Origin of the sequence: Streptosporangium sp. NPDC049248 (assembly GCF_040678965.1) — a bacterium.
GTDB classification, from domain to species: domain Bacteria; phylum Actinomycetota; class Actinomycetes; order Streptosporangiales; family Streptosporangiaceae; genus Streptosporangium; species Streptosporangium fukuiense.
Genome location: NZ_JBFAQY010000021.1, coordinates 23,910 through 46,888, shown reverse-complemented (window position 1 = coordinate 46,888; position 22,979 = coordinate 23,910). Strand labels below are relative to the sequence as shown.

The 22,979-nt window shown below is 71.8% G+C and carries 24 protein-coding genes; 11 read left to right on the top strand and 13 right to left on the bottom strand.

What is annotated here, in order from left to right; genetic code table 11:
* Nucleotides 1-5: 5 nt before the first annotated feature.
* Together mmsB and AB0K21_RS30715 are read left to right on the top strand one after the other, a co-directional pair.
* Entirely contained in the window at nucleotides 6-1,253 is a 1,248-nt protein-coding gene (gene mmsB, locus AB0K21_RS30720; protein WP_343964629.1) for a multiple monosaccharide ABC transporter permease, read from the top strand.
* A gap of 111 nt (nucleotides 1,254-1,364) precedes the next feature.
* Nucleotides 1,365-2,402, top strand: a complete 1,038-nt coding sequence (locus tag AB0K21_RS30715) for a TerC/Alx family metal homeostasis membrane protein (RefSeq protein WP_343964627.1) — start codon at nucleotides 1,365-1,367, stop codon at nucleotides 2,400-2,402.
* Between the two features lie 28 nt (nucleotides 2,403-2,430).
* Here the strand turns inward: AB0K21_RS30715 and AB0K21_RS30710 are convergent, their stop codons facing one another.
* The 5 genes from AB0K21_RS30710 to AB0K21_RS30690 form a co-directional block, all read right to left on the bottom strand.
* On the bottom strand, nucleotides 2,431-3,159 hold the full coding sequence (locus AB0K21_RS30710; protein ID WP_343964625.1) for a maleylpyruvate isomerase family mycothiol-dependent enzyme: 729 nt from the start codon (nucleotides 3,157-3,159) through the stop codon (nucleotides 2,431-2,433).
* Nucleotides 3,160-3,270: 111 nt separating this feature from the next.
* Entirely contained in the window at nucleotides 3,271-3,954 is a 684-nt protein-coding gene (locus AB0K21_RS30705) for a response regulator transcription factor (protein ID WP_343964621.1), read from the bottom strand.
* Nucleotides 3,951-5,117, bottom strand: a complete 1,167-nt coding sequence (locus AB0K21_RS30700) for a histidine kinase (RefSeq protein WP_343964619.1) — start codon at nucleotides 5,115-5,117, stop codon at nucleotides 3,951-3,953. The genes AB0K21_RS30705 and AB0K21_RS30700 overlap by 4 nt, the downstream gene beginning before the upstream one ends.
* 24 nt (nucleotides 5,118-5,141) lie before the next feature.
* Nucleotides 5,142-5,363 carry a hypothetical protein gene (locus AB0K21_RS30695; protein ID WP_343964617.1) on the bottom strand — a complete coding sequence of 74 codons (222 nt, stop codon included), beginning with the start codon at nucleotides 5,361-5,363 and terminating at the stop codon, nucleotides 5,142-5,144.
* A gap of 291 nt (nucleotides 5,364-5,654) precedes the next feature.
* Nucleotides 5,655-7,232 (bottom strand): protein kinase, encoded by a 1,578-nt coding sequence (locus tag AB0K21_RS30690; protein WP_364155173.1) that lies wholly within the window; start codon nucleotides 7,230-7,232, stop codon nucleotides 5,655-5,657.
* Between the two features lie 170 nt (nucleotides 7,233-7,402).
* On the opposite strand from AB0K21_RS30690, the gene AB0K21_RS30685 reads away from it, so the two are divergent.
* Together AB0K21_RS30685 and AB0K21_RS30680 are read left to right on the top strand one after the other, a co-directional pair.
* Nucleotides 7,403-8,116 carry a TetR/AcrR family transcriptional regulator gene (locus AB0K21_RS30685; RefSeq protein ID WP_364155171.1) on the top strand — a complete coding sequence of 238 codons (714 nt, stop codon included), beginning with the start codon at nucleotides 7,403-7,405 and terminating at the stop codon, nucleotides 8,114-8,116.
* 35 nt (nucleotides 8,117-8,151) lie between these two features.
* On the top strand, nucleotides 8,152-10,275 hold the full coding sequence (locus AB0K21_RS30680; protein ID WP_364155170.1) for an SDR family NAD(P)-dependent oxidoreductase: 2,124 nt from the start codon (nucleotides 8,152-8,154) through the stop codon (nucleotides 10,273-10,275).
* A gap of 150 nt (nucleotides 10,276-10,425) precedes the next feature.
* Here AB0K21_RS30680 and AB0K21_RS30675 read toward each other — a convergent pair whose 3' ends face one another.
* Nucleotides 10,426-10,926 carry a MarR family transcriptional regulator gene (locus AB0K21_RS30675; RefSeq protein ID WP_343964609.1) on the bottom strand — a complete coding sequence of 167 codons (501 nt, stop codon included), beginning with the start codon at nucleotides 10,924-10,926 and terminating at the stop codon, nucleotides 10,426-10,428.
* Between the two features lie 94 nt (nucleotides 10,927-11,020).
* Between AB0K21_RS30675 and AB0K21_RS30670 the strand changes: the two genes are divergently transcribed.
* A complete protein-coding gene (locus AB0K21_RS30670; RefSeq protein WP_364155168.1) occupies nucleotides 11,021-11,935 on the top strand; it encodes a nitroreductase/quinone reductase family protein in 915 nt (304 codons plus the stop codon).
* 21 nt (nucleotides 11,936-11,956) lie between these two features.
* Here AB0K21_RS30670 and AB0K21_RS30665 read toward each other — a convergent pair whose 3' ends face one another.
* The 4 genes from AB0K21_RS30665 to AB0K21_RS30650 all read right to left on the bottom strand — a co-directional run bounded on the left by AB0K21_RS30665 (nucleotide 11,957) and on the right by AB0K21_RS30650 (nucleotide 13,631).
* Nucleotides 11,957-12,088, bottom strand: a complete 132-nt coding sequence (locus AB0K21_RS30665) for a hypothetical protein (RefSeq protein ID WP_343964603.1) — start codon at nucleotides 12,086-12,088, stop codon at nucleotides 11,957-11,959.
* A gap of 147 nt (nucleotides 12,089-12,235) precedes the next feature.
* Nucleotides 12,236-12,910, bottom strand: coding sequence for a metalloregulator ArsR/SmtB family transcription factor (locus AB0K21_RS30660; protein ID WP_343964601.1), 675 nt, complete (start codon nucleotides 12,908-12,910; stop codon nucleotides 12,236-12,238).
* A 5-nt stretch (nucleotides 12,911-12,915) separates the two neighbouring features.
* A complete protein-coding gene (locus AB0K21_RS30655) occupies nucleotides 12,916-13,410 on the bottom strand; it encodes a cupin domain-containing protein (protein WP_343964599.1) in 495 nt (164 codons plus the stop codon).
* Between the two features lie 98 nt (nucleotides 13,411-13,508).
* Complete coding sequence (locus tag AB0K21_RS30650; RefSeq protein WP_343964598.1) at nucleotides 13,509-13,631, bottom strand: hypothetical protein; 123 nt, start codon at nucleotides 13,629-13,631, stop codon at nucleotides 13,509-13,511.
* A 593-nt stretch (nucleotides 13,632-14,224) separates the two neighbouring features.
* On the opposite strand from AB0K21_RS30650, the gene iscB reads away from it, so the two are divergent.
* Together iscB and AB0K21_RS30640 are read left to right on the top strand one after the other, a co-directional pair.
* Nucleotides 14,225-15,580, top strand: a complete 1,356-nt coding sequence (gene iscB / locus AB0K21_RS30645) for an RNA-guided endonuclease IscB (protein WP_364155165.1) — start codon at nucleotides 14,225-14,227, stop codon at nucleotides 15,578-15,580.
* On the top strand, nucleotides 15,580-16,179 hold the full coding sequence (locus AB0K21_RS30640) for a DUF1349 domain-containing protein (RefSeq protein ID WP_343964595.1): 600 nt from the start codon (nucleotides 15,580-15,582) through the stop codon (nucleotides 16,177-16,179). Before iscB ends, AB0K21_RS30640 begins: the two co-directional genes overlap by 1 nt.
* 21 nt (nucleotides 16,180-16,200) lie before the next feature.
* Here AB0K21_RS30640 and AB0K21_RS30635 read toward each other — a convergent pair whose 3' ends face one another.
* The 3 genes from AB0K21_RS30635 to AB0K21_RS30625 all read right to left on the bottom strand — a co-directional run bounded on the left by AB0K21_RS30635 (nucleotide 16,201) and on the right by AB0K21_RS30625 (nucleotide 19,813).
* The gene (locus AB0K21_RS30635; RefSeq protein WP_343964593.1) at nucleotides 16,201-17,418 is read right to left on the bottom strand and encodes an acyltransferase; all 1,218 of its coding nucleotides are present in this window, start codon (nucleotides 17,416-17,418) and stop codon (nucleotides 16,201-16,203) included.
* Nucleotides 17,419-17,575: 157 nt separating this feature from the next.
* Nucleotides 17,576-18,670 carry a cellulose binding domain-containing protein gene (locus AB0K21_RS30630; RefSeq protein WP_343964591.1) on the bottom strand — a complete coding sequence of 365 codons (1,095 nt, stop codon included), beginning with the start codon at nucleotides 18,668-18,670 and terminating at the stop codon, nucleotides 17,576-17,578.
* A gap of 180 nt (nucleotides 18,671-18,850) precedes the next feature.
* On the bottom strand, nucleotides 18,851-19,813 hold the full coding sequence (locus tag AB0K21_RS30625; protein ID WP_343964589.1) for a nucleoside hydrolase: 963 nt from the start codon (nucleotides 19,811-19,813) through the stop codon (nucleotides 18,851-18,853).
* Nucleotides 19,814-19,917: 104 nt separating this feature from the next.
* On the opposite strand from AB0K21_RS30625, the gene AB0K21_RS30620 reads away from it, so the two are divergent.
* The 4 genes from AB0K21_RS30620 to AB0K21_RS30605 are packed head-to-tail and all read left to right on the top strand — an operon-like array spanning nucleotide 19,918 to nucleotide 22,974.
* On the top strand, nucleotides 19,918-20,445 hold the full coding sequence (locus AB0K21_RS30620; protein WP_343964587.1) for an RNA polymerase sigma factor: 528 nt from the start codon (nucleotides 19,918-19,920) through the stop codon (nucleotides 20,443-20,445).
* On the top strand, nucleotides 20,442-21,245 hold the full coding sequence (locus AB0K21_RS30615) for a zf-HC2 domain-containing protein (protein ID WP_343964584.1): 804 nt from the start codon (nucleotides 20,442-20,444) through the stop codon (nucleotides 21,243-21,245). The genes AB0K21_RS30620 and AB0K21_RS30615 overlap by 4 nt, the downstream gene beginning before the upstream one ends.
* A complete protein-coding gene (locus AB0K21_RS30610) occupies nucleotides 21,242-22,081 on the top strand; it encodes an ABC transporter ATP-binding protein (protein WP_343964581.1) in 840 nt (279 codons plus the stop codon). The genes AB0K21_RS30615 and AB0K21_RS30610 overlap by 4 nt, the downstream gene beginning before the upstream one ends.
* Nucleotides 22,078-22,974 carry a hypothetical protein gene (locus AB0K21_RS30605; RefSeq protein WP_364155160.1) on the top strand — a complete coding sequence of 299 codons (897 nt, stop codon included), beginning with the start codon at nucleotides 22,078-22,080 and terminating at the stop codon, nucleotides 22,972-22,974. Before AB0K21_RS30610 ends, AB0K21_RS30605 begins: the two co-directional genes overlap by 4 nt.
* Nucleotides 22,975-22,979 lie beyond the last annotated feature (5 nt).

The following is a 22,979-nucleotide window of genomic DNA, read 5'->3' as shown; positions in this document are numbered from 1 at the left end:
GCACGATGAAGGTCCCGACCCGTGAGACAGCGCCATCGAGCGGCGGCCTTCCGGCGGTACCCGCCAAGGCGCCCGCCGGCCGCCTCTCCGTCAACCTGCGGCAGAGCGGCATCTACATCGCCTTCGCGCTGATCATCGTGCTGTTCTCCATCCTGACCGACGGAGAGCTGCTCAGCCCGCAGAACATCTCCAACATCATGGTGCAGAACTCCTACGTCCTGATCCTGGCCATCGGCATGATCCTGATCATCATCGCCGGTCACATCGACCTCTCGGTGGGCTCGGTGGTGGGACTCACCGGCGCGATCGCGGCGGTGCTGATGGTCGACATGGACGTGGCCTGGCCGCTGGCGATCCTGGTCACGCTGGTCGCGGGCGCGCTGATCGGGGCCTGGCAGGGCTACTGGATCGCCTACTTCGGCATACCGGCGTTCATCGTGACCCTGGCCGGAATGCTGGTCTTCAGGGCGCTGACCCTGACCGTGCTCGGCAACCAGGGCATCGGACCCTTCCCCGACGAGGTGCGGACCCTCGCCAACGGCTTCGTGCCCGGTTTCTTCGGCAACGTCGGCCTCGGCCCGCTCGGCGGCGCCGACCTGCTGACGCTGCTCGTCGGCCTGGCCGCGGTGGCCGGGATCGCCGGCACCCAGTGGCGGGCCCGCCAGGCGCGGCTCGGCTACCGGCAGCAGGTCGACGCGCTGCCGGTGTTCCTGCTGAGGATCGGCGCCGCCGCCGCGGTGGTGATGGTGGTCATCGTGCAGCTCGCCAGGTTCAAGAACCTGCCCTGGGTGCTGGTGCTGCTGGCGATCCTGGTGCTGGGCTACACGCTGCTGACCAACCGCGCGGTCTTCGGCCGCCACATCTACGCCATCGGCGGCAACCTGAACGCCGCGAGCCTGTCCGGCATCAAGGTGAAGTCCGTCACCTTCTGGATCTTCGTCAACATGGGGGTGCTCGCCGCGCTCGCCGGGATCATCTTCGCCGGGCGGCTGAACCAGGCCGGCCCGACGGCGGGCAACGGCTTCGAGCTGGACGCCATCGCGGCCGCCTTCATCGGCGGCGCCGCGGTCCAGGGCGGGGTGGGCAAGGTGGTCGGCGCACTCACCGGCGGCCTCATCATGGCCGTGATCAACAACGGCATGTCCCTGATCGGCGCGCCCAGCGAGCGGGTCATGCTCTTCAAGGGCCTGGTCCTGCTCGCCGCCGTGGCCCTGGACGTCTGGACCAAGCGCCGGGCCGGTTCGGCCCGCTGACCCCGCGCTCCCCGCACCCGCCCGCGTCCCCGCGCGGGCCGGTGGCCTCCGGGTGTGGACCCCCTTACCTGAGGGTAAGCGAGGATTCTCAACCGGCTGGAGGGAACACGGATGGCGATCGATTCGATAGGCATGTGGATCGCGGTCGTCGTTCTGGTGATAGCGCTGCTCGTCCTCGACTTCGTGGTGGCGGCGCGCCGGCCGCACGCCGTGGGCATGCGCGAGGCCACCGCCTGGAGCGTCTTCTACATCGGCGTGGCCATCGCCTTCGGCCTGGTCCTGTGGTGGCTGGCCGGGTCGGCGCTGGCGACCGAGTACTTCGCCGGATGGCTGGTGGAGAAGAGCCTCTCCGTCGACAACCTCTTCGTCTTCGTCATCATCATGGCGCGCTTCTCCGTGCCCCCGGAGAACCAGCAGAAGGTGCTGCTCTTCGGGATCGCCACCGCCCTCGTGCTGCGCGCCGTCCTCATCGCGGTCGGCGCGGCGGCCATCAGCCTCTTCTCCTTCACATTCCTGCTCTTCGGCCTGCTGCTGATCTGGACGGCGATCCAGCTCGTCCGGCACCGGAACGAGGAGCCCGACATCGAGAGCAACCCCCTGATCCGCTTCGTCTCGAAGGCGCTCCCGGTCACCGAGAACCTGCACGACGGCAGGCTCGTCGTCCGCGAGGACGGAAAACGGATGGTCACCCCGCTGTTCGTGGTCTTCCTCGCGATCGGAAGCACCGACCTGCTGTTCGCCCTCGACTCCATTCCCGCGGTCTTCGGCGTCACCACGCACCCGCTCATCGTCTTCGCCGCCAACGCCTTCGCGCTGCTGGGGCTGCGTGCCCTGTACTTCCTGATCGAGGGCCTGCTGGAGCGCCTGGTCTACCTGTCGATCGGCCTGGCGGTCATCCTCGGCTTCATCGGCCTGAAACTCATCCTGGCCTTCCTGCACGAGGACGTCTCCAAGTCCTTCCCCGAGATCCCGACCCCGCTCTCACTGCTGGTGATCTTCCTGGTGCTGCTGGTCACCGTCGTCTTCAGCCTGCGCAGGGTACGCGCCCACCCCGAGGAGCGCGCGCGGGCGGGCACCCTGCACCGGATGCGCCGCAAGGACAGGAACGGAGGCCGGGACGAGGGGCGGCAGGGGCAGGACGACCACTGAGGCCCCGGCGGGAACGCGCGCCGAAAGCTCAGGCCAGACAGCGCAGGGCGGCCCTGAGCCTGCGGTCGAGAGGATGGTCGACGGGGTGGTCGTCCGGCAGGCGGCCGACGGTCGCCGCCACGAACGCCGGGGGCCCCAGCTGCTCGCTCATGTCGTAGGCGTGCACCCAGATCCCGTCGGCGGTCAGCTCGACCTGGACCTTCGAACCCTGCTCGGCGAGCACGAACGCGCCCACCCTCGCTCGCCACCAGGTCCGCTCGTCCTCCTCGTCCTCCGCGACGGGCGCGCCGACGTCGTCGGCGTGGGTGGCGTACTCCGAGTCGTAGTGGAAGGTCTGCAGCCCCACCGGGTACGGTCCCGCGAGGGTCGGCAGCAGGGCGTCGCGGCCGAGTCCGCGCATCCGCTCGCGCGTCTCCCCGTTCTCGCGCCGCCACTCCTGGAGCACCTCCTCGACCGGAACGTCGCGGCGGCGCTCCACGCACCAGGCGTTGAAGGCGTTGAAACCGCCCTCCACACCCTCGTTCCCGAGCATCGCGACGAACCCGTCGATGTCGTCGTCCAGACAGGCGTGGTTGTACAGCTCCTCCCCCGCCAGGTGCCCGAGCACGTCGCGGACCGACCAGCCCGCCGCCCGCGAGGGACGCCGCCAGCCCTCCGCGTCGAGCCCGGAGAAGAAGCGGTCGAGGCGGGCGGCCTCGGTGTCGAATATGTCGAACGGATTGAGATCCGCCAGCGGATCCTTCGATTCTGCGGTCATACCTCGGAAGTACCCGGGAACGGCGGGCGTCCCCGTCCCGCGCTCCGGAAGGTTGGGATCACCAGGTCTCGCCTGCGCGCCGGCCTGCCGCGGGGTGCGGAACGCTCCGTCTCAGCCGGGCACGAGCCCGTGGCGGTGCGCGTAGCCGGCCGCCTCCGCCCGGTTACGTGCGCCGATCTTGGCGAACACGTGGTTGATGTGCGTTTTCACCGTCGTCTCGGCGATGAACAGCGCCGCGGCGATCTCTCCGTTCGGCAGACCACGGGCCACCAACCGCAGCACCTCGACCTCGCGCGCGGTCAGCCCGTCCGGCGGGGGAACCGCTCCGGACCTGATCAGGGCGTCGACCAGACGACGCGACACGGTCGCGTCGAACGTGGACTGCCCGGCGGCGGCCGACCTCAACGCGGCCGCGATCTCGGCGCGGCCCGCGTCCTTGGTGAGGTAGCCGCGCGCGCCCGCGGCCAGCGCGGCGTGCACCGACTCGTCGTCGGAGTAGGTGGTCAGGACGAGAACCGCCACATCCGGATGGTCGCGGGCGAGTCGCCGGGTCGCCGTCACGCCGTCCATCACGGGCATCCGGAGGTCCATCAGCACCACGTCGGGCCGCAGTTCGGCGGCCAGCCGGAGCGCCTGCTCGCCGTCGCCCGCGTCGCCGACCACCTCGATCCCGTCGACCAGGCCGAGCAGGGCGACCAGACCCTCGCGCATGAGCTGCTGGTCGTCGGCCACCAGCACCCTGACCGTCCGGGCGCCCGCCGCGCAGGGCTCGTGAGCCCCCGCGGACCCGGTCACGCGGGCACCTCCGCCGTGACGGTCCAGCCCTGCCCCGGAGCGTCCGCGCCCGCCCGGAGCGTGCCACCCACCAGCGCGATCCGCTCCCCCATCCCAGCGAGCCCGAACCCCGCGACGGCGGTTTCCCGCTCCCGGACGGGCGTCCCCGGAGTGGCATTGGCGACGCTGAGCCGTACGCATCGCCCCCGGAACGACAGGGCCACGTCGATCGGCGCGCCGGGGGCGTGCCTGGCGGCGTTCGTCAGCGCCTCCCGCGCCGTGCGCAGCAGCGAGACCTCGGCGGGCGACGACAGCCGCCGCGGGGTGCCCTCCACCCGGACGCTCACCGGAGTGCCGTGATGGTCACGGTGCTCACCCGCCAGCGTGGCGAGCGCCTGGCCCAGCTCCGGAACGTCGGCCCGCAGCGCGGCGACGGCGGCACGCGCCTCACGGAGCCCCTCGGCGGCCAGGCGGCGGGACCGGCGCAGCCGCGCCACCGCCCCCTGCCTGTCGTCCTTCTCCGCGAGGAGCGCCTCGGCCAGTTCCAGTTGCACGCCCAGCGCGCCCAGGGAGTGCGCCAGCACGTCGTGTATCTCGCGGGCGATCCTGGCCCGCTCCTCCATCGCGGCCGCCCTGGCGCTCTCGTGTTGTGCCCGCCTCGTCTGTTCCAGCAGCAGCCGCGTCTGCAGTGCCTGCATCCGGTGCTGCCTGCGGTGCAGTGCCAGCAGCAGACAGATCGCCAGCAACGCCAGGTAGAGCGTGATCGCACCGGGCGCCCGCCCCCAGAGGACCATGCCCGCCACGGCCACCGCCGCGTCCAGGAGCCCGAGCGCGAGCAGCGTGCGCAGCCGAGGGCGCAGGTCCGAGGCGAACATCAGCTGGAACGCGACGAGGAAGACGACCGCGGCGCTGTCGCCGGGGCCGGCCGCCGACGCGGCGAGCACCGCCCCGGTGGCGAGCAGCCCGAGGGCGGCACGGGGCGTCCGCCGGTCGAGCGCGAGGAACGCCAGCCAGCAGGTGAAGGAGGCGGCCAGCAGACCGACCACCCAGCCCGCCGCCTCCACGGGGCGGGCGGTGGCCAGCGTCCAGCCGAGGAAGCCCGTCGTCAGGAGCCGGATCAGCCACCCGGTCTCCGGGTCGTCGGCCGCGAACAGCCGCACGACCCACCGCCAGATGTCGACCATCGGTCCCCCCAGGCCGTCGTACGCCTACCGGCGTTGTTCCACGACCTGCATGATGACATCCAGCATGAGCAGCCGGAACAGCAGGAAACCGGCCACCACCACGATCGCCACCACGGCCACCGCCGCCAGGAACTTCCCGTTCACCTTGCCTCCCGACGCCTTGAGCAGCAGTTCCACCAGGGTGATCGCCAGGCCGGCCCGTCGCCGTCCGCCGCCGCTCGCCGAGTCACGCGTTCGCATGTCCATGGCGGTCACGGTACGGAGCGGCCGGGCAGGAGCGGCACCTCCACAGGGTGGACCCGCGGGTGGATCCGTCTCCACCCTGCCGCCGGGACCGGGGACGGCGGACAGGTGGGCCTTGCCGGTCGGCCCATCCCTTGACCGGCTCCTTCGGTTACCGCCGGCCCGGAATCAGGCCGTGCCCGCCCGGGAGGGCGAGACCCGATCGAGGACCACCCGTCATCAGTGATCTCGCCACGCGCCAGGGCGGCGGCCTGTCAGGGTGAGGGCCGGTGCGATCTCAACCACGTACCGGCCCTAGTCGTCGTCATCGTCGTCGCTGCTGTGATGAAGCGGCCCGGACTGGTAACCGTCCACCTGGCCGTCCACCTGGAAGGTGAGCCCCGAGGTCCGGAGGAAGTCGACGAGCGGCCCGTCGGAGGCGAGCCTGCCCTTCCGCCGCGCCTCGCTCAGTTCACGGCCGAGCTTGCGCAGTTCGTCACGGGCCTTCCCGTTGTCGCCCTCCTGGAGCTTCCCGGCGAGTTTGGCGATCCGCTCGCGGACCTTGCGGGCCGTCTTGGGGTCGATCTTCCCCTGTAGCTCCTGCGCGGTGACCGCCTGCGCCAGGGCCGCCAGACGTGTCTGCCATCCGTCCGCCGCCGGCGCGGTCCGGCTGGGCGCGGGGGCCGGTGTCTCGGACGCGCTCGGCGAGACGGCGGGGGTCGGCGACACGGCGGGGGTCGGCGACACGGCGGGGGTCGGCGACACGGGTGCGGACGACGCCGGGGAGGGCGCCTCCGAGGGCGCCGCCGACGTGATCGCGGGTGACGCCGCGGTGCGCTGTCCCGCCGGATCCGGCGAGGCCGACACCCACAGGGCCACCAGCACCGGCAGGGCCACCACGCCCAGCAGGATCGCCAGGAACAGGCCGGGCGGGCTCTCTCGCAGATACCTCGTCGCACGCCCCGCCCACGTCTCCACAGGCAGGCCGTTCCCTCCCGCGGGGGCGGGAGGCACCGAGGGCAGCACGGAGGTCTGCGCCGGGGGCCCGGGCGCGTGCGGCGCTCTGCGGGGCGTCGCGGCCAGGAGCCGGCGGACGACCTCGGCCCCGGTGGGCCGCGCGGCGGGATCCTTCTCCAGCAGCGCCAGGACGAGCCTCTCCAGCTCCGCGGGGATGCCGGGCCGGTGGCGGCCGGGCGGGTCCGGCCGGGCGCCGACGTGCTGGGAGATCACCTCCGTCGCCGTGCCGACGAACGGGGGCCGCCCGCAGAGCAGCTCGTAGCAGACGCAGCCGAGCGCGTACAGATCGGCGGCCGCGTTTCCGGCCTCGCCGCGGATCTGCTCGGGCGACAGGTAGGCGGCCGTGCCGATGACGGTGCCCACCGAGGTCAGCCGCATCGCGGCCTCGGTCGCGACCCTGGCCGTGCCGAAGTCGACGACCTTGAGCGCGCCGCCCGCGCCCAGATGCAGGTTCGCCGGTTTGACGTCGCGGTGCACGACCCCGGCCTGGTGCGCGGCGTCCAGCCCGAGCGCGATCTGCCCCGCCAGGCGGCACGTCTCGGCCACGCTCAGCGGCCCGCGCTCGGCCAGCTCGGCGGCGAGGTCCCGGCCGGTCAGCAACTCCATCACCAGGTACGGGCGGCCCTCGTGCTCGCCCATGTCGAGCACGGTCACCACGTTGGGGTGGACGACGCGCGCGGCGGTCCTGGCCTCCCTGGCGAACCTTTCGCGCACCGCGGCGTCGGCCACCTGCGGTGCCAGGATCTTGACCGCCACCGGCCAGCCCGGCCGCAGGTCGTAACCGCGCCAGACCTCGCCCGTGCCGCCGCGGCCGATCAGCTCGTCCAGCCGGTACCGCCCGGCGAGCACCACGGCCGCCCCTTCCCAAACCCCCATGATCTCCCGCCATCAACTCCGAGCCCGGCAATTGGCACACAACTGTAGGGGTGCCTCGCCTGGACCGCAGGACAAGATCGAGTTCTGCTTCCCGGTGACCCGCCGCTTTCCTTGCCAATCCATTCATCGATGGATTGCGAGGCAGGGGCATCGCGGCCAGACTGTCCGGCATGAGGAAGAGCGAGGAAGACGTCTCCGCGCCCCCGGCCCGCCGCCGGGGACGCCCGCCCAGGGACAGGTCCGCGCCGTCCACCTCCGACCGCATCCTCGCGGCGGCGACCGACCTCTTCGCCCGGCACGGGGCCGACGGCGCCTCCATGCGCGACATCGCCGCCCGGGTCGGAATCGACGTCTCCAGCGTGCACCACCACTTCCCCTCGAAGGCGTCGCTGTACGACGCCTGCTTCGCCCGCGTCTTCGAGCTGGAGCGGGCGACGCTCACGCCGCCGGTGCGCGCCCTCCTCGCCGCGGCGCGCTCCGGACCGGCGGCCGACGTGGTGCGCGCCATGCACGACCTGGTGGACGCGTTCGTGGACTTCCTCGACGACCACCCCCAGACCACGTTCCTGTGGCTGCGCCGGTGGCTGGACCCCGGCCTCCACCTGTCGCTGGACGAGGCGTACTCGCTGCCGATCTACGGCGAGATCGAGCGGGCCCTGCTGGCGGCGGCCACCCGCGGCCTCCTCGTCGAGCCGACGCCGCACATCACCGTGCGCGGCCTGGTCTGGGCGGCCCACGGCCACGTGACCTCCCTGGCCGCCCTGACCGCCCGCGGGGGCGACCCGGTGACCGCGGACCGCGAGCGGCGCGAGTTCCGCGCCTACGCCCACCGTTTCGTCGACCGGCTCTACGCACCCCCTGGCGCGGGCGCCGTGGACGGCTAATATTCCATCATCCGATGGAATATGGGAGGCAGTGGATGAGCTCAGCGGAACCGGGCCGGGGAGTGACCGCCGTCATCGGTGGCGGCGCCGCGGGCATAGCCGCGGCCAAGGCCCTCATCGAGGCCGGCCTGCCGGTGCTCGGCATCGAGCGCGCCCCCTGTCTCGGCGGCCTGTGGCGGCTGGACGCCGGCACCGCGTCCTACCGGGGCCTGCGCCTCAACACCAGCAAGCCGCGCACGGAGTTCTCCGACTTCCCCATGCCCGCCGAGTGGCCCGACTACCCGACCCGCGCCCAGATGCTGGAGTACCTGCGGTCGTACGCCGAGCACTTCGGGGTCGGCGAGAGTTTCCGGTTCGCCACCACGCTCGAATCGGCCCGGCGTACCGGCGACGGCTGGGAACTGGCGCTGACCGGCCCCGACGGGCCGTACACCGAGACGGTGGAGCATCTCGTGGTGGCCAACGGCCACAACCACGAGCCCCGCCACCCCGAACCGCCGTACCCGGGGACGTTCGGCGGCACCGAGTCACACGCGCACGACTACGTCACCCCCGCCGAGCTGGCCGGCAGGCGGGTGCTCGTCGTGGGCACCGGCAACTCCGCGATGGACATCGCCGCCGAGCTCGTCGGCCACGCGTCCACCGTGCTGCTCTCGGCCAGGCGCGGTGTCTGGGTGCTGCCCAAACGGCTGCTCGGCCGCCCCTCCGACCAGCTCAACGGCGCCCTCGCCGCCCTGCTCCCCTGGCGGGTGCGCCAGGTGGTCTCCCAGGCGGTGCTCAGGATCGCCGACCGGAAACCCGCCGGGCCGCGCCTGGCCGCGCCCCGTCGGGGCGTGCTCCAGGACCACCCGACCCTCAGCGACTCCGTTCCCGGGCTGATCGCGAGAGGAGAGATTCTCGCGCGGCAGGGCATCACGCGCCTGGACGGCTCCCGGGTCCACTTCGCCGACGGGCGGGCGGACGAGGTGGACCACATCGTCTGGTGCACCGGTTACCGGGCCGTGACCCCGTTCCTCGACGCGGACACGGTGCCCGACCCGGCGAGCCTGCTGCTCTACCGCCACGTCTTCCCCATCGGCGACGACTCGATCAGCTACGTCGGGCTGATGCAGTCGACCGGCTCGGCGCTGCCCGTCGTCGAGGCGCAGAGCCGCCTCGTGGCCGCCGTACGGACCGGAGCCCACCGGTTGCCCGATCCGGAGAGCGCGCGGCGGATCGCCTCGGCCGAACTCGACGCCGCGCGGGAGCGCTGGGGACAGCGCAGGCCCCACATGCGGATCGACGTCGACCAGTACCTCCGCGTCGTGAACCGCGAGCTGCGCCCGTCCCCGGCGCGCGCGCTGGCCGGCCGCCGAATCCTGGTCACCGGCGCGGCGGGCACCTTCGGCAGGGCGATGAGCGCACGGTTTACCGCCCAGGGCGCGCGGGTGGTCGGCCTGGACATCGCCCGTCCCACCGCCCGCCCCGACGGCTCCGACATACCGATCATCGCCTGCGACATCACCTCCCAGGAGTCTGTCGACGCCGCGGTGGCGGAGGCCGCGGCCCTGCTCGGCGGCATCGACCTGCTGATCAACAACGCCGGCCGGGGCGGGCCCGCCCCGGCCGAACTCGCCCCGGGCGACGAGGTGGAGGCGCAGCTGCGGCTGAACCTGCTCGGCGCCTGGCGGGTGACCGCGACGGTCCTGCCCCACCTGGTACGCGCCAGGGGGCGGGTGGTCTTCATCGCCTCGCGGATGGCGGTCCTGCCGCTGCCGCTGGCGGCGGCGTACGGCGTCTCCAAGCGCGCGCTCGCGGCCTACGCCGACGCGCTCCGTCTCGAGGTCGGCACGCATGTCGGCGTGACGACCGTCTACCCGAGCATGGTCCGCAGCCCGATCCACGACAGCACGAGACAGGCCGGGCTCTCCCTGGACGCGGTGTCCCGGCCGGAACCCGTCGAGGGCGTGGTCGACGCGATCGTCCGCGCGGTCACCGCCCGCCGGGCCCCCCGTGACGTGGCGACCACCCGCCGGGGGCGGGTCGAGATGATGGTGGGCAGGCACACCCCCGCCCTGGCCGACCGTCTCGTCCGGCGCACCGTCGCCGCCCGCGTGGCGGCCGGTGACTTCGCGGGCGCCCCCCTCGCGGCGGGCATGGTACGCCGGCACCGGGGCTAGGGCGCGTGCTCAGTCGTGATCAAGGGATGGCCCCGGTCGGCGGCCTGGTCCCTCTTCTCCGGGATGACCGCCGCGATATGGCGCTTCCGCGGGTGAACACGGTTACCGCGGGACGAGCCGGAACCATGACCACCCGCCGCGCGACGTGCCTCAGGGGCGTCCGCCGTCCCCGAGGTCCTGCTCCCCGGTGATTCCACGCTCGTACGCCGCCAGCGTGTCGACGAACATCCGCCGCTGGTCCGCCGTCAGCGGTTCGAGCGCCCTGCGCCAGGCGGTGGCCCCCCGCCCCAGCCAGCCGTCGATCGCGGGCCGGTGCGCGTCGGCGATGCTCACGATCTTCCGGCGCCGGTCGTTCTCGTCCTCGCGCCGCTCCAGGATGCCCTTGCGGCTCAGCTCTCCGACCATCAGGCTCACCGTCGCCGGCGCCACCTCCAGCCGGGCCGCCAGCTCGTTCACGCCCAGCGATCCGTCGAACAGCAGGTAGGCGAGGAGCGACAGATGCCGGGGGGCGAGCGAGAAGGACTGGAGCTCCTCGGGAATCCGGATCCGCTTCACCCGCCCGACCATCCGCGGCATCAGCAGCAGCAGCGTCCGGATCGTGTCGTCGACGCCCAGCCCGGATCCGTCCGTCTCCCGATCATCGGTTGACATCCGCCACCCCACTCAATAGCTTTCATATAAAAGTAGTTTTGCTATCAAAGCAAAATCGCTTCCCTCGCTGATGCTACCGAAGAGGTGCTCCCCCATGGCAGAACAGCAACCCACACCGGCGGAGTTCAATCGGCTCGTCATCGACGAGTTCCGCGCGAACGGCGGCCGGGTGGGCGGAATGTTCGAGGGCGCCCCGCTCGTCCTGCTGACCACGACCGGTGCCCGGAGCGGCCGCCCCCACACCAACCCCGCGGTGTACCTGCGCGACGGCGACCGGGTCCTGGTCTTCGCCTCCAACGCCGGCCTGCCGAAGAACCCCGGCTGGTACCACAACCTGGTGGCCGACCCCCGGGTCATGGTCACCATCGGCACCGCCGACGGCGGCACCGAGACGTACGCCGCCGAGGCGGTGCCGCTCGAAGGCGACGAACGCGACCGCCTCTACGCGGTCCAGGCCGAACTCGACCCGGCGTTCGCCGCCTACCAGGCGGGCACCACCCGGGTCATCCCGGTGATAGCCCTGCACCGCCTGAACCTCGCGGCCGACCCGGCGCGCAACCGGGCGATCGGCGAACACCTGAGAACCGTCCACGACCGGCTCCGCCGGGAACTCGCCTCGGTCCGCCGCGACGTCGACGCTTTCCTCGCCGGGCATGCGGAGCCGTACGCCGCCGGGACGCCGGCACCCCGGCTGGGCGAGGAACTGGCCCGGCACTGCCTGACCTTCTGCGGCGCACTCCATGCGCACCACACCAACGAGAACGGCGCGTTCACCGTTTTCGAAAAGGAGTTTCCCGAGCTCGCCCCGGCACTCGACCGGCTCCGCCGGGAACACCACCTGGTGGCGCAGGCCCTGACGGATCTCCAGGCACTGCTCGCCGACCTCACCTCCGGCACCGCTACGGCCGACGCGGACCGGCTCCGGGCGGAGCTGGAGCGGCTGGCCCGCGATCTGGAGGAGCACTTCGCCTACGAGGAACGACACCTCCTTCCCGCACTGGGAGCGTAAGGCCCCCGGCCCGGCCGCGTGTCAGAACCCGATGAGCGAGGGCGTCGGATCGGACGCTCCAGCGTGGAAGACCCTGCTGAGCACGGTCCGTAACCGCGACGGCGTGGGCGTCCGGCGGTCGATGAGTCCGCGGATCTCCTCCCAGGCGGTCATAGGCCGGCCTCTTCGCGGCGGGTGATCCGAGGGAACCCGCCGGGCGCGGCGGCCTTCGTCCCGGCAGTCGACAGAGCAGCCTGCTGCTGCGAACCGAACATGCCGGGAACGGCAGTGATCCACTCCGACGATTCGGCCGCGGGCCCGTTACGGGGCCGCGGCGGAACCGGTCCGCAGCCCTCTCCCCGCGCGCCGCCAGTGGGCGAGCCCGCCGGCCAGCGGGCGCGCCGAGAAGCCGTGGTCGCGGAGCAGGCGCACGGCCTGCGGGGAGACCACGCAGTAGGGGCCGCCGCAGTAGGCCACGATCTCGATGTCCCTGGGCAGCTCGTCGAGCCGGTCCCGCAGCTCGGCCAGCGGAACCGACACCGCCCCCGGCACGTGGCCGCGGGCGTGGTCGGCGGCCGGACGGACGTCGACGATCACGATGCCGGGGTCGTCGAGACGCGCGGCGAGCTCGTCGGCGGTCACCGCCTCCAGGACCGCGACCTCGCCGAGGTGCTCGGACACCGCCTCCCGCAGATCGGCGAGCCTTTCCGCGGCGAAGTCCTGCAGCTCGCCCAGGAAGCGCGAGACCCGCTCGTCGGCCAGTCGGTAGTAGACCCGGGTACCCGCCCTGCGGCTCGTCACCAGGTGGGCCGCGCGGAGCTGCTGCAGCTGGGCCGAGGTGTTCTTCAGCGGGATGTCCGCCTCCTCGGACAGCTGCTCGACGGTGTGCTCCCCCTGGTCGAGCACGTCGAGCAGCCTCAGCCGTACCGGACTGGCCAGCGTCCTGCCGATCCGGGCCAGCTGCCGGTAGATCGGTTCCTCGGGAAACTCCGCCATGGCCGTCAGACCATGTACTGGTCGTGCCGGAGATAGACGTCCGTCCACTCCGCGTCGCTGAGCCGGCGCCCGTCGGCCGCGATCTCGGCGAGCTCCTCGAAGTAGCCCTCGCGGGGTGCTCCCGGCGCGAAGAGCAACAGCATCGAGGCCGGTTCGCCGGACTCGTTGCGGAAGGCGTGCACCCCGCCCTCCGGGACGTACAGGAAGTCTCCCGCCGTCGCGTCGGTCCAGGTCTTCCCGTTGAACAGCCGCACGGTCCCGGAGAGCACGAAGAAGGACTCGGAGATCGTCCGGTGGAAGTGCGGGTCCGGGCCGGACGGCTTCGCGCCCATGTCCCAGCGGTACAGACCGAACTGCCCGTTCGTCGAGGCGCCGGTGCCCAGGTAGCGCACCTCCGTCCCGCCTTCGCCTATCACCAGGTCCGGTCCCGCACTCGCCGGCCGGAAGAACCCGCTGCTCTCGCCCGTCTCGCCCAGGTAACGAGGCTCCGGATATGACATCGTGCCCTCCTGCAGGCCCGTTGTAGCCAATATTCCAAAGAACTATAGAACACGGGAAAGCGCAGGGGCACTCCTGCCGCGACATCCACGGTGAACGGTCAGCGGAGCAGGATGTTGAGCAGGACCGTCAGCAGGACGGAGAGCAGCACGGAGACAAGGATCATGGTCAGGCACCCGGCCCAGCCGCCCAGGACCCTGATCTCCGTATTTCCGATGCGCATGCCCTCCTGCTACCCGGCGACGAGCGGGGAAACCCGGTCCCTCTTCTCCCGGCCGATGCTCGCCGGTGAACGCGAGGAGTGGACAAGGTGCTTTCATGTGCCCTTACGGGAGCGGTACCATCGGGCACGCCAAGGATGATCCACAAGCTGCTCGGAAGTCAGGCGTCACCTGCCGGACGCGGATCGCACTCGACGTCCGGTGAGCCTCCGGTTACGAGTCCGCCCCGTACGAGAAGGAGAATCCCGTCAACGACCCCCTCCTGAAGGAGGGGGCTTGAGGTGCAGCGATGCGCTTTGAAGCCCCGCGTTGACCAGCCCTGGCCATCAGCTCAAGGAGGTGCGTTTTGATGGCCACGTTGAACACAAGATCGCAGACCGACCTTGGGGTGCTTCCTCAGCCCCAGGCTCTCGAATCCGTGGGAGCAGACACGCCCGAGGGTGGGCACGAAACGGCTCACGGACACCGCCGCCAGGCGGTACCTGGTGTTCGACCTGGGCGAGGGGAGATCGAACCGACCGGCACCCGGTCCGTTCGGCGTCACCCCGAGGACGCTTCGGCGCCGGAGGGAGCGAACCGTGAGGTTCACCCGGTCGTGTTCGTCCTGGACCGCCGCGGCCACCCGCTCGACCCCTGCCATCCCGCCCGTGCCCGTCGCCTGCTGGCGGCCGGGCGGGCGGTGGTGGTGCGCCACACCCCGTTCGTCATCCGTCTCAAGGACCGCGACGCGGCGGCCTCGGCCATCGAAGGCGTGCAGGTCGGCATCGACCCCGGCTCCAGGCACACCGGCCTGGCGGTGTTCACCGGCCATGAGGGGAGCCGGGCCGGACGGTATGCGATCCAGCTCGACCACCGAGGCGCGCTGATCCGCGACAGGCTCACCTCGCGGGCCGCACTGCGCCGGGGCCGCCGGGGGCGCAACCTGCGCTACCGATCCCCCCGGTTTCTCAACCGCACCAAACCGACAGGGTGGCTCGCGCCGTCGCTGCGACACCGCGTCGAGACCACCCTGTCGTGGGTGGCGCGGCTGACCCGGTGGGCGCCCGTGACCGCCGTCCACGTGGAGAAGGTCTCCTTCGACACCCACGCCCTGTCGGCCGGGCGGCCGCTCGAAGGAGCGGAGTACCAGCTGGGCACCCTGGCCGGGTACGAGGCCCGCGAATACCTGCTGGCCAAGTGGGGGCGCACCTGCGCGTACTGCGGTGTGAGCGGCGTACCGCTCAACCTCGACCATATCCACCCCCGCAGCCGGGGCGGCTCTGAGCGGATCAGCAACCTCACCCTGGCCTGCATCGGCTGTAACCAGGCCAAGAACGCCACCCCCGTGCAGGAGTTCCTCAAGGACAGACCCGCCCTCCTGACGAGGATCCTCCGGCAGGCGAAGGCTCCGCTGCGCGACGCCGCCGCCGTCAATGCCACCCGCTGGGCACTGTGGCAGGCACTGAAGGCCACCGGCCTGCCCGTTCACACCGCTTCCGGCGGGCGCACCAAATGGAACCGCTCCCGCACCGGCGCCGCCAAGTCCCACACCTTGGACGCGCTACACGTCGGCGACCTCGACACCGTGACCACCTGGCCGTCCACCGTGCTCGTGGTCAAGGCGACCGGGCGCGGCGCCTACGCCCGCACCCGCACCGACCGCTACGGTTTCCCTCGGCTGCGACTGCCCCGGACCAAGCAGGTCAAGGGGTTCGCCACCGGCGACCTGGTCCGCGCGACCGTCCCGACCGGCAAGAAGGCCGGAGTTCACACCGGGCGGGTCGCGGTCCGCAGCACCGGCAGTTTCAACATCACCACCCGGTACGGCACCGTGCAGGGCATCGGCCACCGCCACGTCCGCCTGCTCCAACGAGCCGACGGCTACGGCTACACCACCCACCCAGAAACGCGGCAAGGTGCCGCGTTTCCTCCCCCGCCTGAAGGCGGAGGTCTCCACGCTGGAGGTACCTGATGAACCGGCCGGTCGTTCTGCCCGCCTTCCCCGCTCCGCTGCGCTGGTTGAACCAGCCGGTCGGATGGAACGTCGACGGGGACGACGCGCTGGCCATCGAGGCGGGCCCGAACACCGACCTGTTCACCGACCCCGGCGGCCCCGACCGCTTCGCCAACGCCCCCGCCCTGGTCGGGCGGCTGGACGGGGACTTCACGCTGAGCGCCCGGATCAGGGTCGACCTGCTGAGCACCTACGACGCCGGGGTCCTGGTGCTGCACGGCGACGAGCGCACCTGGGCGAAGTTCTGCCTGGAGATGTCCCCGCAGGGCAGACCCACGATCGTCTCCGTGGTGACTCGCGGGGTGTCCGACGACTGCAACTCCTTCACCGCCGAGGGCGACGACCTGCGGCTGCGGATCTCCCGGATCGGCTCCGCCTTCGCCTTCCACGTCTCCACCGGCACCGGCTTCTGGCATCTCACCAGGTACTTCGCGCTCGACGGAGACCCCGAGGTCGGCTTCCTCGCCCAGTCGCCGACCGGCCAGGGCTGCACCGTCCGCTTCGAGGACATCCGCTACTCGGCGAAACGCCTCTCCGACCTGCGCAACGGCGAATGAGCCCGGCCGGGTGAACGGCGCCTATCCACGCATCCCGAACAGGAACCGGGTCACCCGCGTGCGGCGCACCAGCAGGTCGTACGCGGCCACGGTCAGGACGAGCGAGGCCGCGACGATCACGAGGTACTTGACCACGATCGGCGCCTCCCAGCGGACCACCCCGTAGGCGACCCCCACGACGATCGGCTGGTGCAGGACGTACAGCGGCAACGCGGCGGTGGCCAGATAGCCGTACAGCCGCCGGCCCCGGCCGTCCGGCGTGTCCCGCGCGGCGGCCGGTGCCCCGCGACGACGGTCGAGAAGTCCCAGGATCGCGACCAGCCAGCACCACCCCGCCATGCCGTACAGGGTGCGGACACCGATCGAGAGAGCGGTCATGTCCGTGAAGGGGTCGCCTCCGGGAGCGTTGCCCGCGATCAGGAACCCCGGCATGCCGATCATGAACAGGGTCAGACCGAGTACTCCGGCCGTCACCGCGTCCCGGCGCATCGCCGCCCGGAACCGCTCGTCGGCGGCGAGCACGAATCCGTACAGGAAGAACAGCAGGTAGGCCCAGCGGTTCCAGCCGGCGTACGCCTCCTCCAGGCCCAGCAGCGCGCTGACCATCGCGATCGGGACGCCGGCCGGCAGCACCGCGCCGCGCCGCCGGACCGTCGTGGCCAGCCGGTCGCGGATCCGGCGGCCGAGGTCGCGGGGAAACCAGCGGACCAGCGCTGCCAGCGACAGCGCGAACGCGAGCAACATCACCACGAACCACAGGTGCCCGGCCTCGAAGTGCTCGCCCTGTACGACGAAGGGAAACTCCGCCAGGTCCAGGCGCACGTCGAAGAAGCGCGGCAGGAACCGCAGGTACGACTCGTGGTACGCGGGGTCGGCCCGCAGCCGCAGCCACTGCGGCACCGGGATGATGGTGAGCGTCGCGAACACCAGCGGCACGCCGAGCCGCAGCAGCCGCTCCGCGGCGAACCCCGCCGGATCGCGCCGGCGCAGCGAGTGCCACGAGCCGAGACCGGCGATGAGAAAGAGCATCGGCATCGCCCACACCACGCCGAGACCGGCGGCGATCGTGGTCGCCTCGGTGGTCTCGGCGTTCTTCACGTAGTAGTCGTCGCGGGTGTCGAACACCAGCGCCGAGTGGAAGAACACCAGCCCGACCACCACCAGGGTGCGGATCGCGTCCAGCTCCGGCCGCCGCCCCGGTCGCGCGGCCTCGAATGGTTCGATGGGTGCCGTCGTCATCCCGCCTCCGCCGCTGTGCGCATCGGGACCAGTCTCTTGCCTGTCCTCTGTTCGCGCTACCGGGCCGTGGGCCGAAGAAGCGGGTGAATCCACTTCGGGGGCGACGGCCATCGGACGGTCCGGGGCACGGCCAGGGTGGGCCGCGCCCCGGACCCGGTCAGGAGGCGACGCAGGTGTAGCCCGAGGGCCACTGCGGGACGCCGGGTGGGCGGACGGCCTGGAAGCCGAAGCTCACACTGGCGCCGGGTGCGAGGGAGCCGTTGTAGCTCAGGTTGCGAGCGGTGACGGTCTGCCCGCTGGTGGTGACGGTGGCGCCCCAGGAGCCGATGAGGCTGTGCCCGGCCGGCAGGGTGACGGTGACGGTCCAGCCGCTGATCGTGGAGGGACCGGTGTTGGTCACGCTGATCGGATCGACCGCATAGATGTTGTTCCCCCCGTACGACAGGGTGCCGGTGGCCGAGCAGCTTCCACCGCCGATGATGCCGTAGGAGAAGTTGTTCACCGCCAGGCCGGTCTGGCCGACCCACGGCTGGAAGCCCGCCTGGACGCTGGTGAGGTACCAGGACCGCTGAACGTGGCCACGGTTGACCGCGTCGTCGACGAAGGTACGGACGGTGAAGTCGATCGACGTGGTCGCCAGGGTGCGGACGTAGGAGATCACGTTCCAGCCGACGTTGCCGTACCAGACCTCCCAGCTCGCCCCGGCGAGGCTGACCGTGCCCACTCGGGAGCCGATCGGCTGGATCGGCCCCACCCGGTTGAGCCAGACCATGATCTCCGCACCGGTGTTCTGCCCGTCCGTCCGGGGAGCCGGGTCGAGCCAGATGTCATAGGACGCGTTGTACACGCCGCCGCTCGGATACGTCATGTGCACGCTGGTCTGGATGCCGTTGAACCGGCCGTCGCTGATCCGCATGGGCAGACCGCTGCCGGAGGTGCACTGGGCGCGGTGGCAGCCGGCGAAGATCGAGGGGTAGGAGCCCGGTGCGCCGTCGGTCGGCCTGTCGTGGCTCGCCTCCGTCACCGAGAAGCCGAGGCCCGTGACGTTGACGCACTGCCTGGTGTCGTCGCCCCAGTTGTTGTTCTGGACGTGGTACTTCCCGCCCTGGATGGTGGTGGCGCCGTACTGCTCGCAGATCGTCGTGTCGGCGTGCGCCGGAGCGGCGACCGCCCCGGCCGTGAGGACCAGGCCGAGGGCGGCCAGGACCGCCATGACGGCCCGCCGCACTCCACGTTCTCTCGTTCGCCTCATGCTGGCACCGCTTTCGGTCGCGGATTAATGTGGGAGCGCTCCCATAATTCGCACCATAGAGCGGTTCCTCCCCCGCGCAAGCGCACTCGGGCCCGCCGCCCCGGCCCCACGGGGCTACCAGGCCCGATCGACTCCGGCATGTTCCCGGCCATCTGAAAGTTCCACTCCGACCGGTGGAGGTCAGGGTTCGAGCCCTCGGCTCGGCGACCCGGCCGAGCCGATCCGCGTGACGTAGAGGTCCCAGAACCGGTCCGGGTCCACCTCCAGCACGGTGCGGCCGTCGGTGTCCGAGACGATCTCGGGGCGGAGGAAGGCCGCCGCGGCCACGGCGTCCCAGACGAACGCCCGGTGTCCCGGGTCACCGGCGAAGAGCGGTCCCTGAATCTCCTTGAAGAGCTTCCTGACCGGGCTCTCCGGGCCCGTGACCACCCGCTCGTAGGTCTTCCCGTCCAGGGTGAGCCGCTGCGCCGCCTCCAGCGTGACGACCAGCTCGCGTTTGAACGGAGCGGCGAAGACGACCCGGGACGCCTCGGGGTCGAACCAGCGGTTGAACTCCTCGCCCTCCGTGTCGGCCCCCAGATAGACGATCTCCTTGACCAGGGGGACCATCTCGGGGTGCTCCCGTACGGCGCGCGCCAGGTTGGTGGCCGGGCCGAGCGCGAAGACGGTCACCTCGCCGGGGTGGCGTCCCACCTGGTCGGCGATGAAGTCCGAGGCGCTGCCCGCCGCGGGCCGGGTCGTCGCGTAGCCGCCGTGCGGCGGGGTGGCCAGCGCGCGGTGGGAGGCCGGCCGCGGCCGGTCCAGGGCCCCGTCGTAGTCCTCCCTCGGCGCCGGCACGTTGGTCTCGCCGGTCACCACGGGGATGTCGGTCCTGCCGATGAGCTCCAGCTGGCGCAGCGCGTACGCGGTGCCCTCCTCCGGCCAGGTGTTGCCGCCCACGGTCGTGACCCCGAGCACCTCCACCCCTTCGGCGGCGGCCAGCAGGAACATGGCCTGCGCGTCGTCGTTCAGCTCGCCCATGTCCGCGTCGATGATGATCTTCCCGGTGCCCGGAGGACCGTCGAGCGGCACTCCCCGCGAACACGACGTCGCAGCGCACACCATGGACAGCGCCACCAGCGAGACCAGTATTTTCCTTCTCATGCCTCACCTGTCGGGCTCGACACCGCATTCGGTTCGTTCCACGCCATGAACCGCTGAGGCGATCGGATGCGACAGAGAGGCATGACACCGTTGAAAGGGCTCCCATGAGCGAGCACGAGAGCTGGACGGACGCTCGACTGCTCGAGGCCGTCACCGACGGGGACCGCCGGGCCCTTGAGGTCCTTTACGCCCGGCACGCACCCTGGCTCGTCATCCGGCTCACCCGCCGGTGCGCCGACCCGGCGCTGGTGGACGAGGCGGTCCAGGACACCTTCGTGGCCGTCTGGCGTACGGCGCGCACCTGGAAGGGCAAGGGAGAGGTCGCGGCCTGGATCTGGGGAATCGGTATCCGCCGCCTGCTGGACCAGCTCCGCCGCCGCCCGGCGGTGCCACTGCCCGCCTACGAACAGGTCATGGTCTCGGCCGAGGAGCAGGTGCTGCTCGGCATCGAGTACGGCGAGCTCGGCCAGGCGATGGGCCGGCTCTCCCCGGAACTGCGCGCGGTGGTCCAGGCCACGGTGCTGGACGGGCTGACCACCCGGGAGGCCGGTCGGCTGCTCGGCATCCCCGCCGGGACCGTCAAGACCCGGATGATGCGAGCGAAGGCACTGTTGAGGGAGGAGCTGGTATGAGCACCTGGCACATGGACGACGGCCTGGCCGTCAGGTACGCCGACGGGGAGCTGAACCCGACCCTGGCCGCCTCGGTCGAGGCCCACCTGCTGGCCTGCGATCAATGCCGGAGCCTGCTCGCGCCCCGGGTACCGCGCTCCCGGCTGGACCGGGTCTGGGCGGAGGTGGCCGACGCGGTGGACACGCCCGCGCCGGGACCGTTCGAACGGCTGCTGCGGGCGATCGGCGTCCACGACCACACGGCCCGGCTGCTGGGCGCCACCCACTCGCTGCGCCTGCCGTGGATCGCGGCCAGCACCGTGGCGCTCCTGTTCGCCGCGCTGGCCTCGGGGGAGACGACCCGGTGGGGGCTGCTCTCCTATCTCACGCTGGCCCCGATCCTGCCGGTCGCCGGAGTCGCCGTGGCCTTCGGCCGGGACGGCGATCCGGCCCACGAGATCGGCCTGGCGGCTCCGTACTCGATGTTCCGGCTGATGCTGATGCGCGCCGCCGCGGTGCTGACGTCCTCGTCGGCGCTGGCCTTGGTGATGGGCCTCGGTCTGCTGGGCGACGACTGGACCGTGGCCGCGTGGCTGCTGCCCTCGCTCGCATTGACCTCGCTGACCCTCGTCCTTTCCAGCCGGTTCGACCCGCGCCACTGCGGGGCGGCCGTGGCCGCGACCTGGCTGCTCGTGGTCGTCGCCACGAACCTCCGCGAGCCGAGCCTGGCGATGTTCGGCGGCGCTGGCCAGGCGGGCTACCTGGCCATCACCTTCGTATCCGGCGTTCTGCTCATCGCGCGCCGCAGGGAGTTCTCATGATCGAGGCAGCGGGTCTGGTGAAGACCTACGGTCGCGGCCGGGCCCTGGACGGGCTCACCTTCACCGCGGGAAAGGGGGTGACCGGCCTGCTGGGGCCGAACGGCGCGGGTAAGACCACGCTGATCAGGATGCTGGCGACCGTGCTCGCACCGGACGAGGGCGAGCTGAGACTGCTCGGCCGGGACCCGGCCGGGGACCGGCTGGAGATCCGGCGGCGGCTGGGATACCTGCCGCAGGAGCCGGGCTACCAGCGGGGGTTCACCGTCTTCGAGTTCGTCGACTACGTGGCGATCCTGAAGGAGATGGTGGAGCGGCGGGCCCGGCACGACGAGGTGCGCCGGGTGATCGAGGAGGTCGGGCTGACCTCCGTGAGCGGGAAGCGGATCCGGACGCTGTCCGGCGGCATGCGGCGGCGGCTGGGCATCGCGCAGACCCTGCTCGGCGACCCCGAGCTGATCCTGCTGGACGAGCCGACCGTCGGCCTGGACCCCGAGCAGCGGCTCCGGTTCCGCGAACTGATCTCGCACATCGGGCAGGACCGGGCCGTCGTGCTCTCCACCCACCAGACCGAGGACGTCGCCGCCCTCTGCAACCGGGTGGTCGTGCTCAAGGCGGGACGGTGCGAGTTCGAGGGCACGCCCGAGGAGATCCGGGCACTGGCCGAGGGCCGGGTCTGGTTCTCCGCGGAGAAGTCGGGAGTGCTCTCCTGGCGCACCGGTGACGGGCTGTTCCGCAACATCGGGCCCGCTCCGGAGGGTGCCCGCCTGGCCGAGCCGACCGTGGAGGACGGCTACCTGCTGCTGCTCGGCGGCACGGCCGCGGAGGCGGCGGCATGACGTACGACCACGGCGCCCTGCCCCGGGCGGCGGACACCGGGCCGGTTACGGAGACCCTGACCGGCGGCCCGGTCGCCGGAGGCACTGCGATGGCCGTGCTGTCGCGGCTCGCGGAGCGGTGGCCCGCGACCGCGCGTCACGCGGTGCCCGCGCTGGCCTACGCCGAGCTCCGGCTGCTGCTCCGCCACCCGCTCACCCTGCTCGGGCCCGCGCTGGTGACGGCGGTGCTCTTCAGCCACACCTGGGAGTGGCCGCAGGACTCCTTCAGGGTGATCACCGCTCAGATGGTGATGGAGTGGGGCGTACCTGCGTTCTTCGCCGCGAACCTCATCGGCACCGCGGCACGCAGGGCGGGCACGGACGAGTTGCTGTCCACCACACCGGTCGACCGCGCGCACCGTACGGCCGCCGCCTGCCTGGCCGCCCTCGGACCGTTCGTGCTGGCCGGCCTGTTCCAGGCGGTGCTGCTGGGCCTCTGCCTGATGTTCCAGGTGGATCTGGGACGTACCCCCACGGTGTGGGAGATGGCCGCCGGGCCGCTGTGCGTGCTCGGAGCCACGCTGCTGGGGACGGCGACCGCCCGCTGGGCGCCCTACCGGGGCGTGCCGTTCGCGGTCATGTTCGTGCTGGTCGGTTTCAACTACGTCGTCTATCAGAGCTCCGAGCGCTTCCTCGGCTTCCTGGTGGAGTTCGTGCTGTGGACCTCCCCCATGTGGACGTTCCAGGAGGCCTCGGGGTCGGCGTTCTGGCACGCGGTCTACCTGCTGGCGCTGAGCCTGGGAGCGGGAGCGCTGGCGATGCTGCGCGACTCGGCCCGGCGCGGGCTCTGGCTGGGGGCCGGCGCGGCGCTGGTCCTGGCCGCGGTGCTCTCCGGCGTCTGGCAACTGCCGTGACCGCC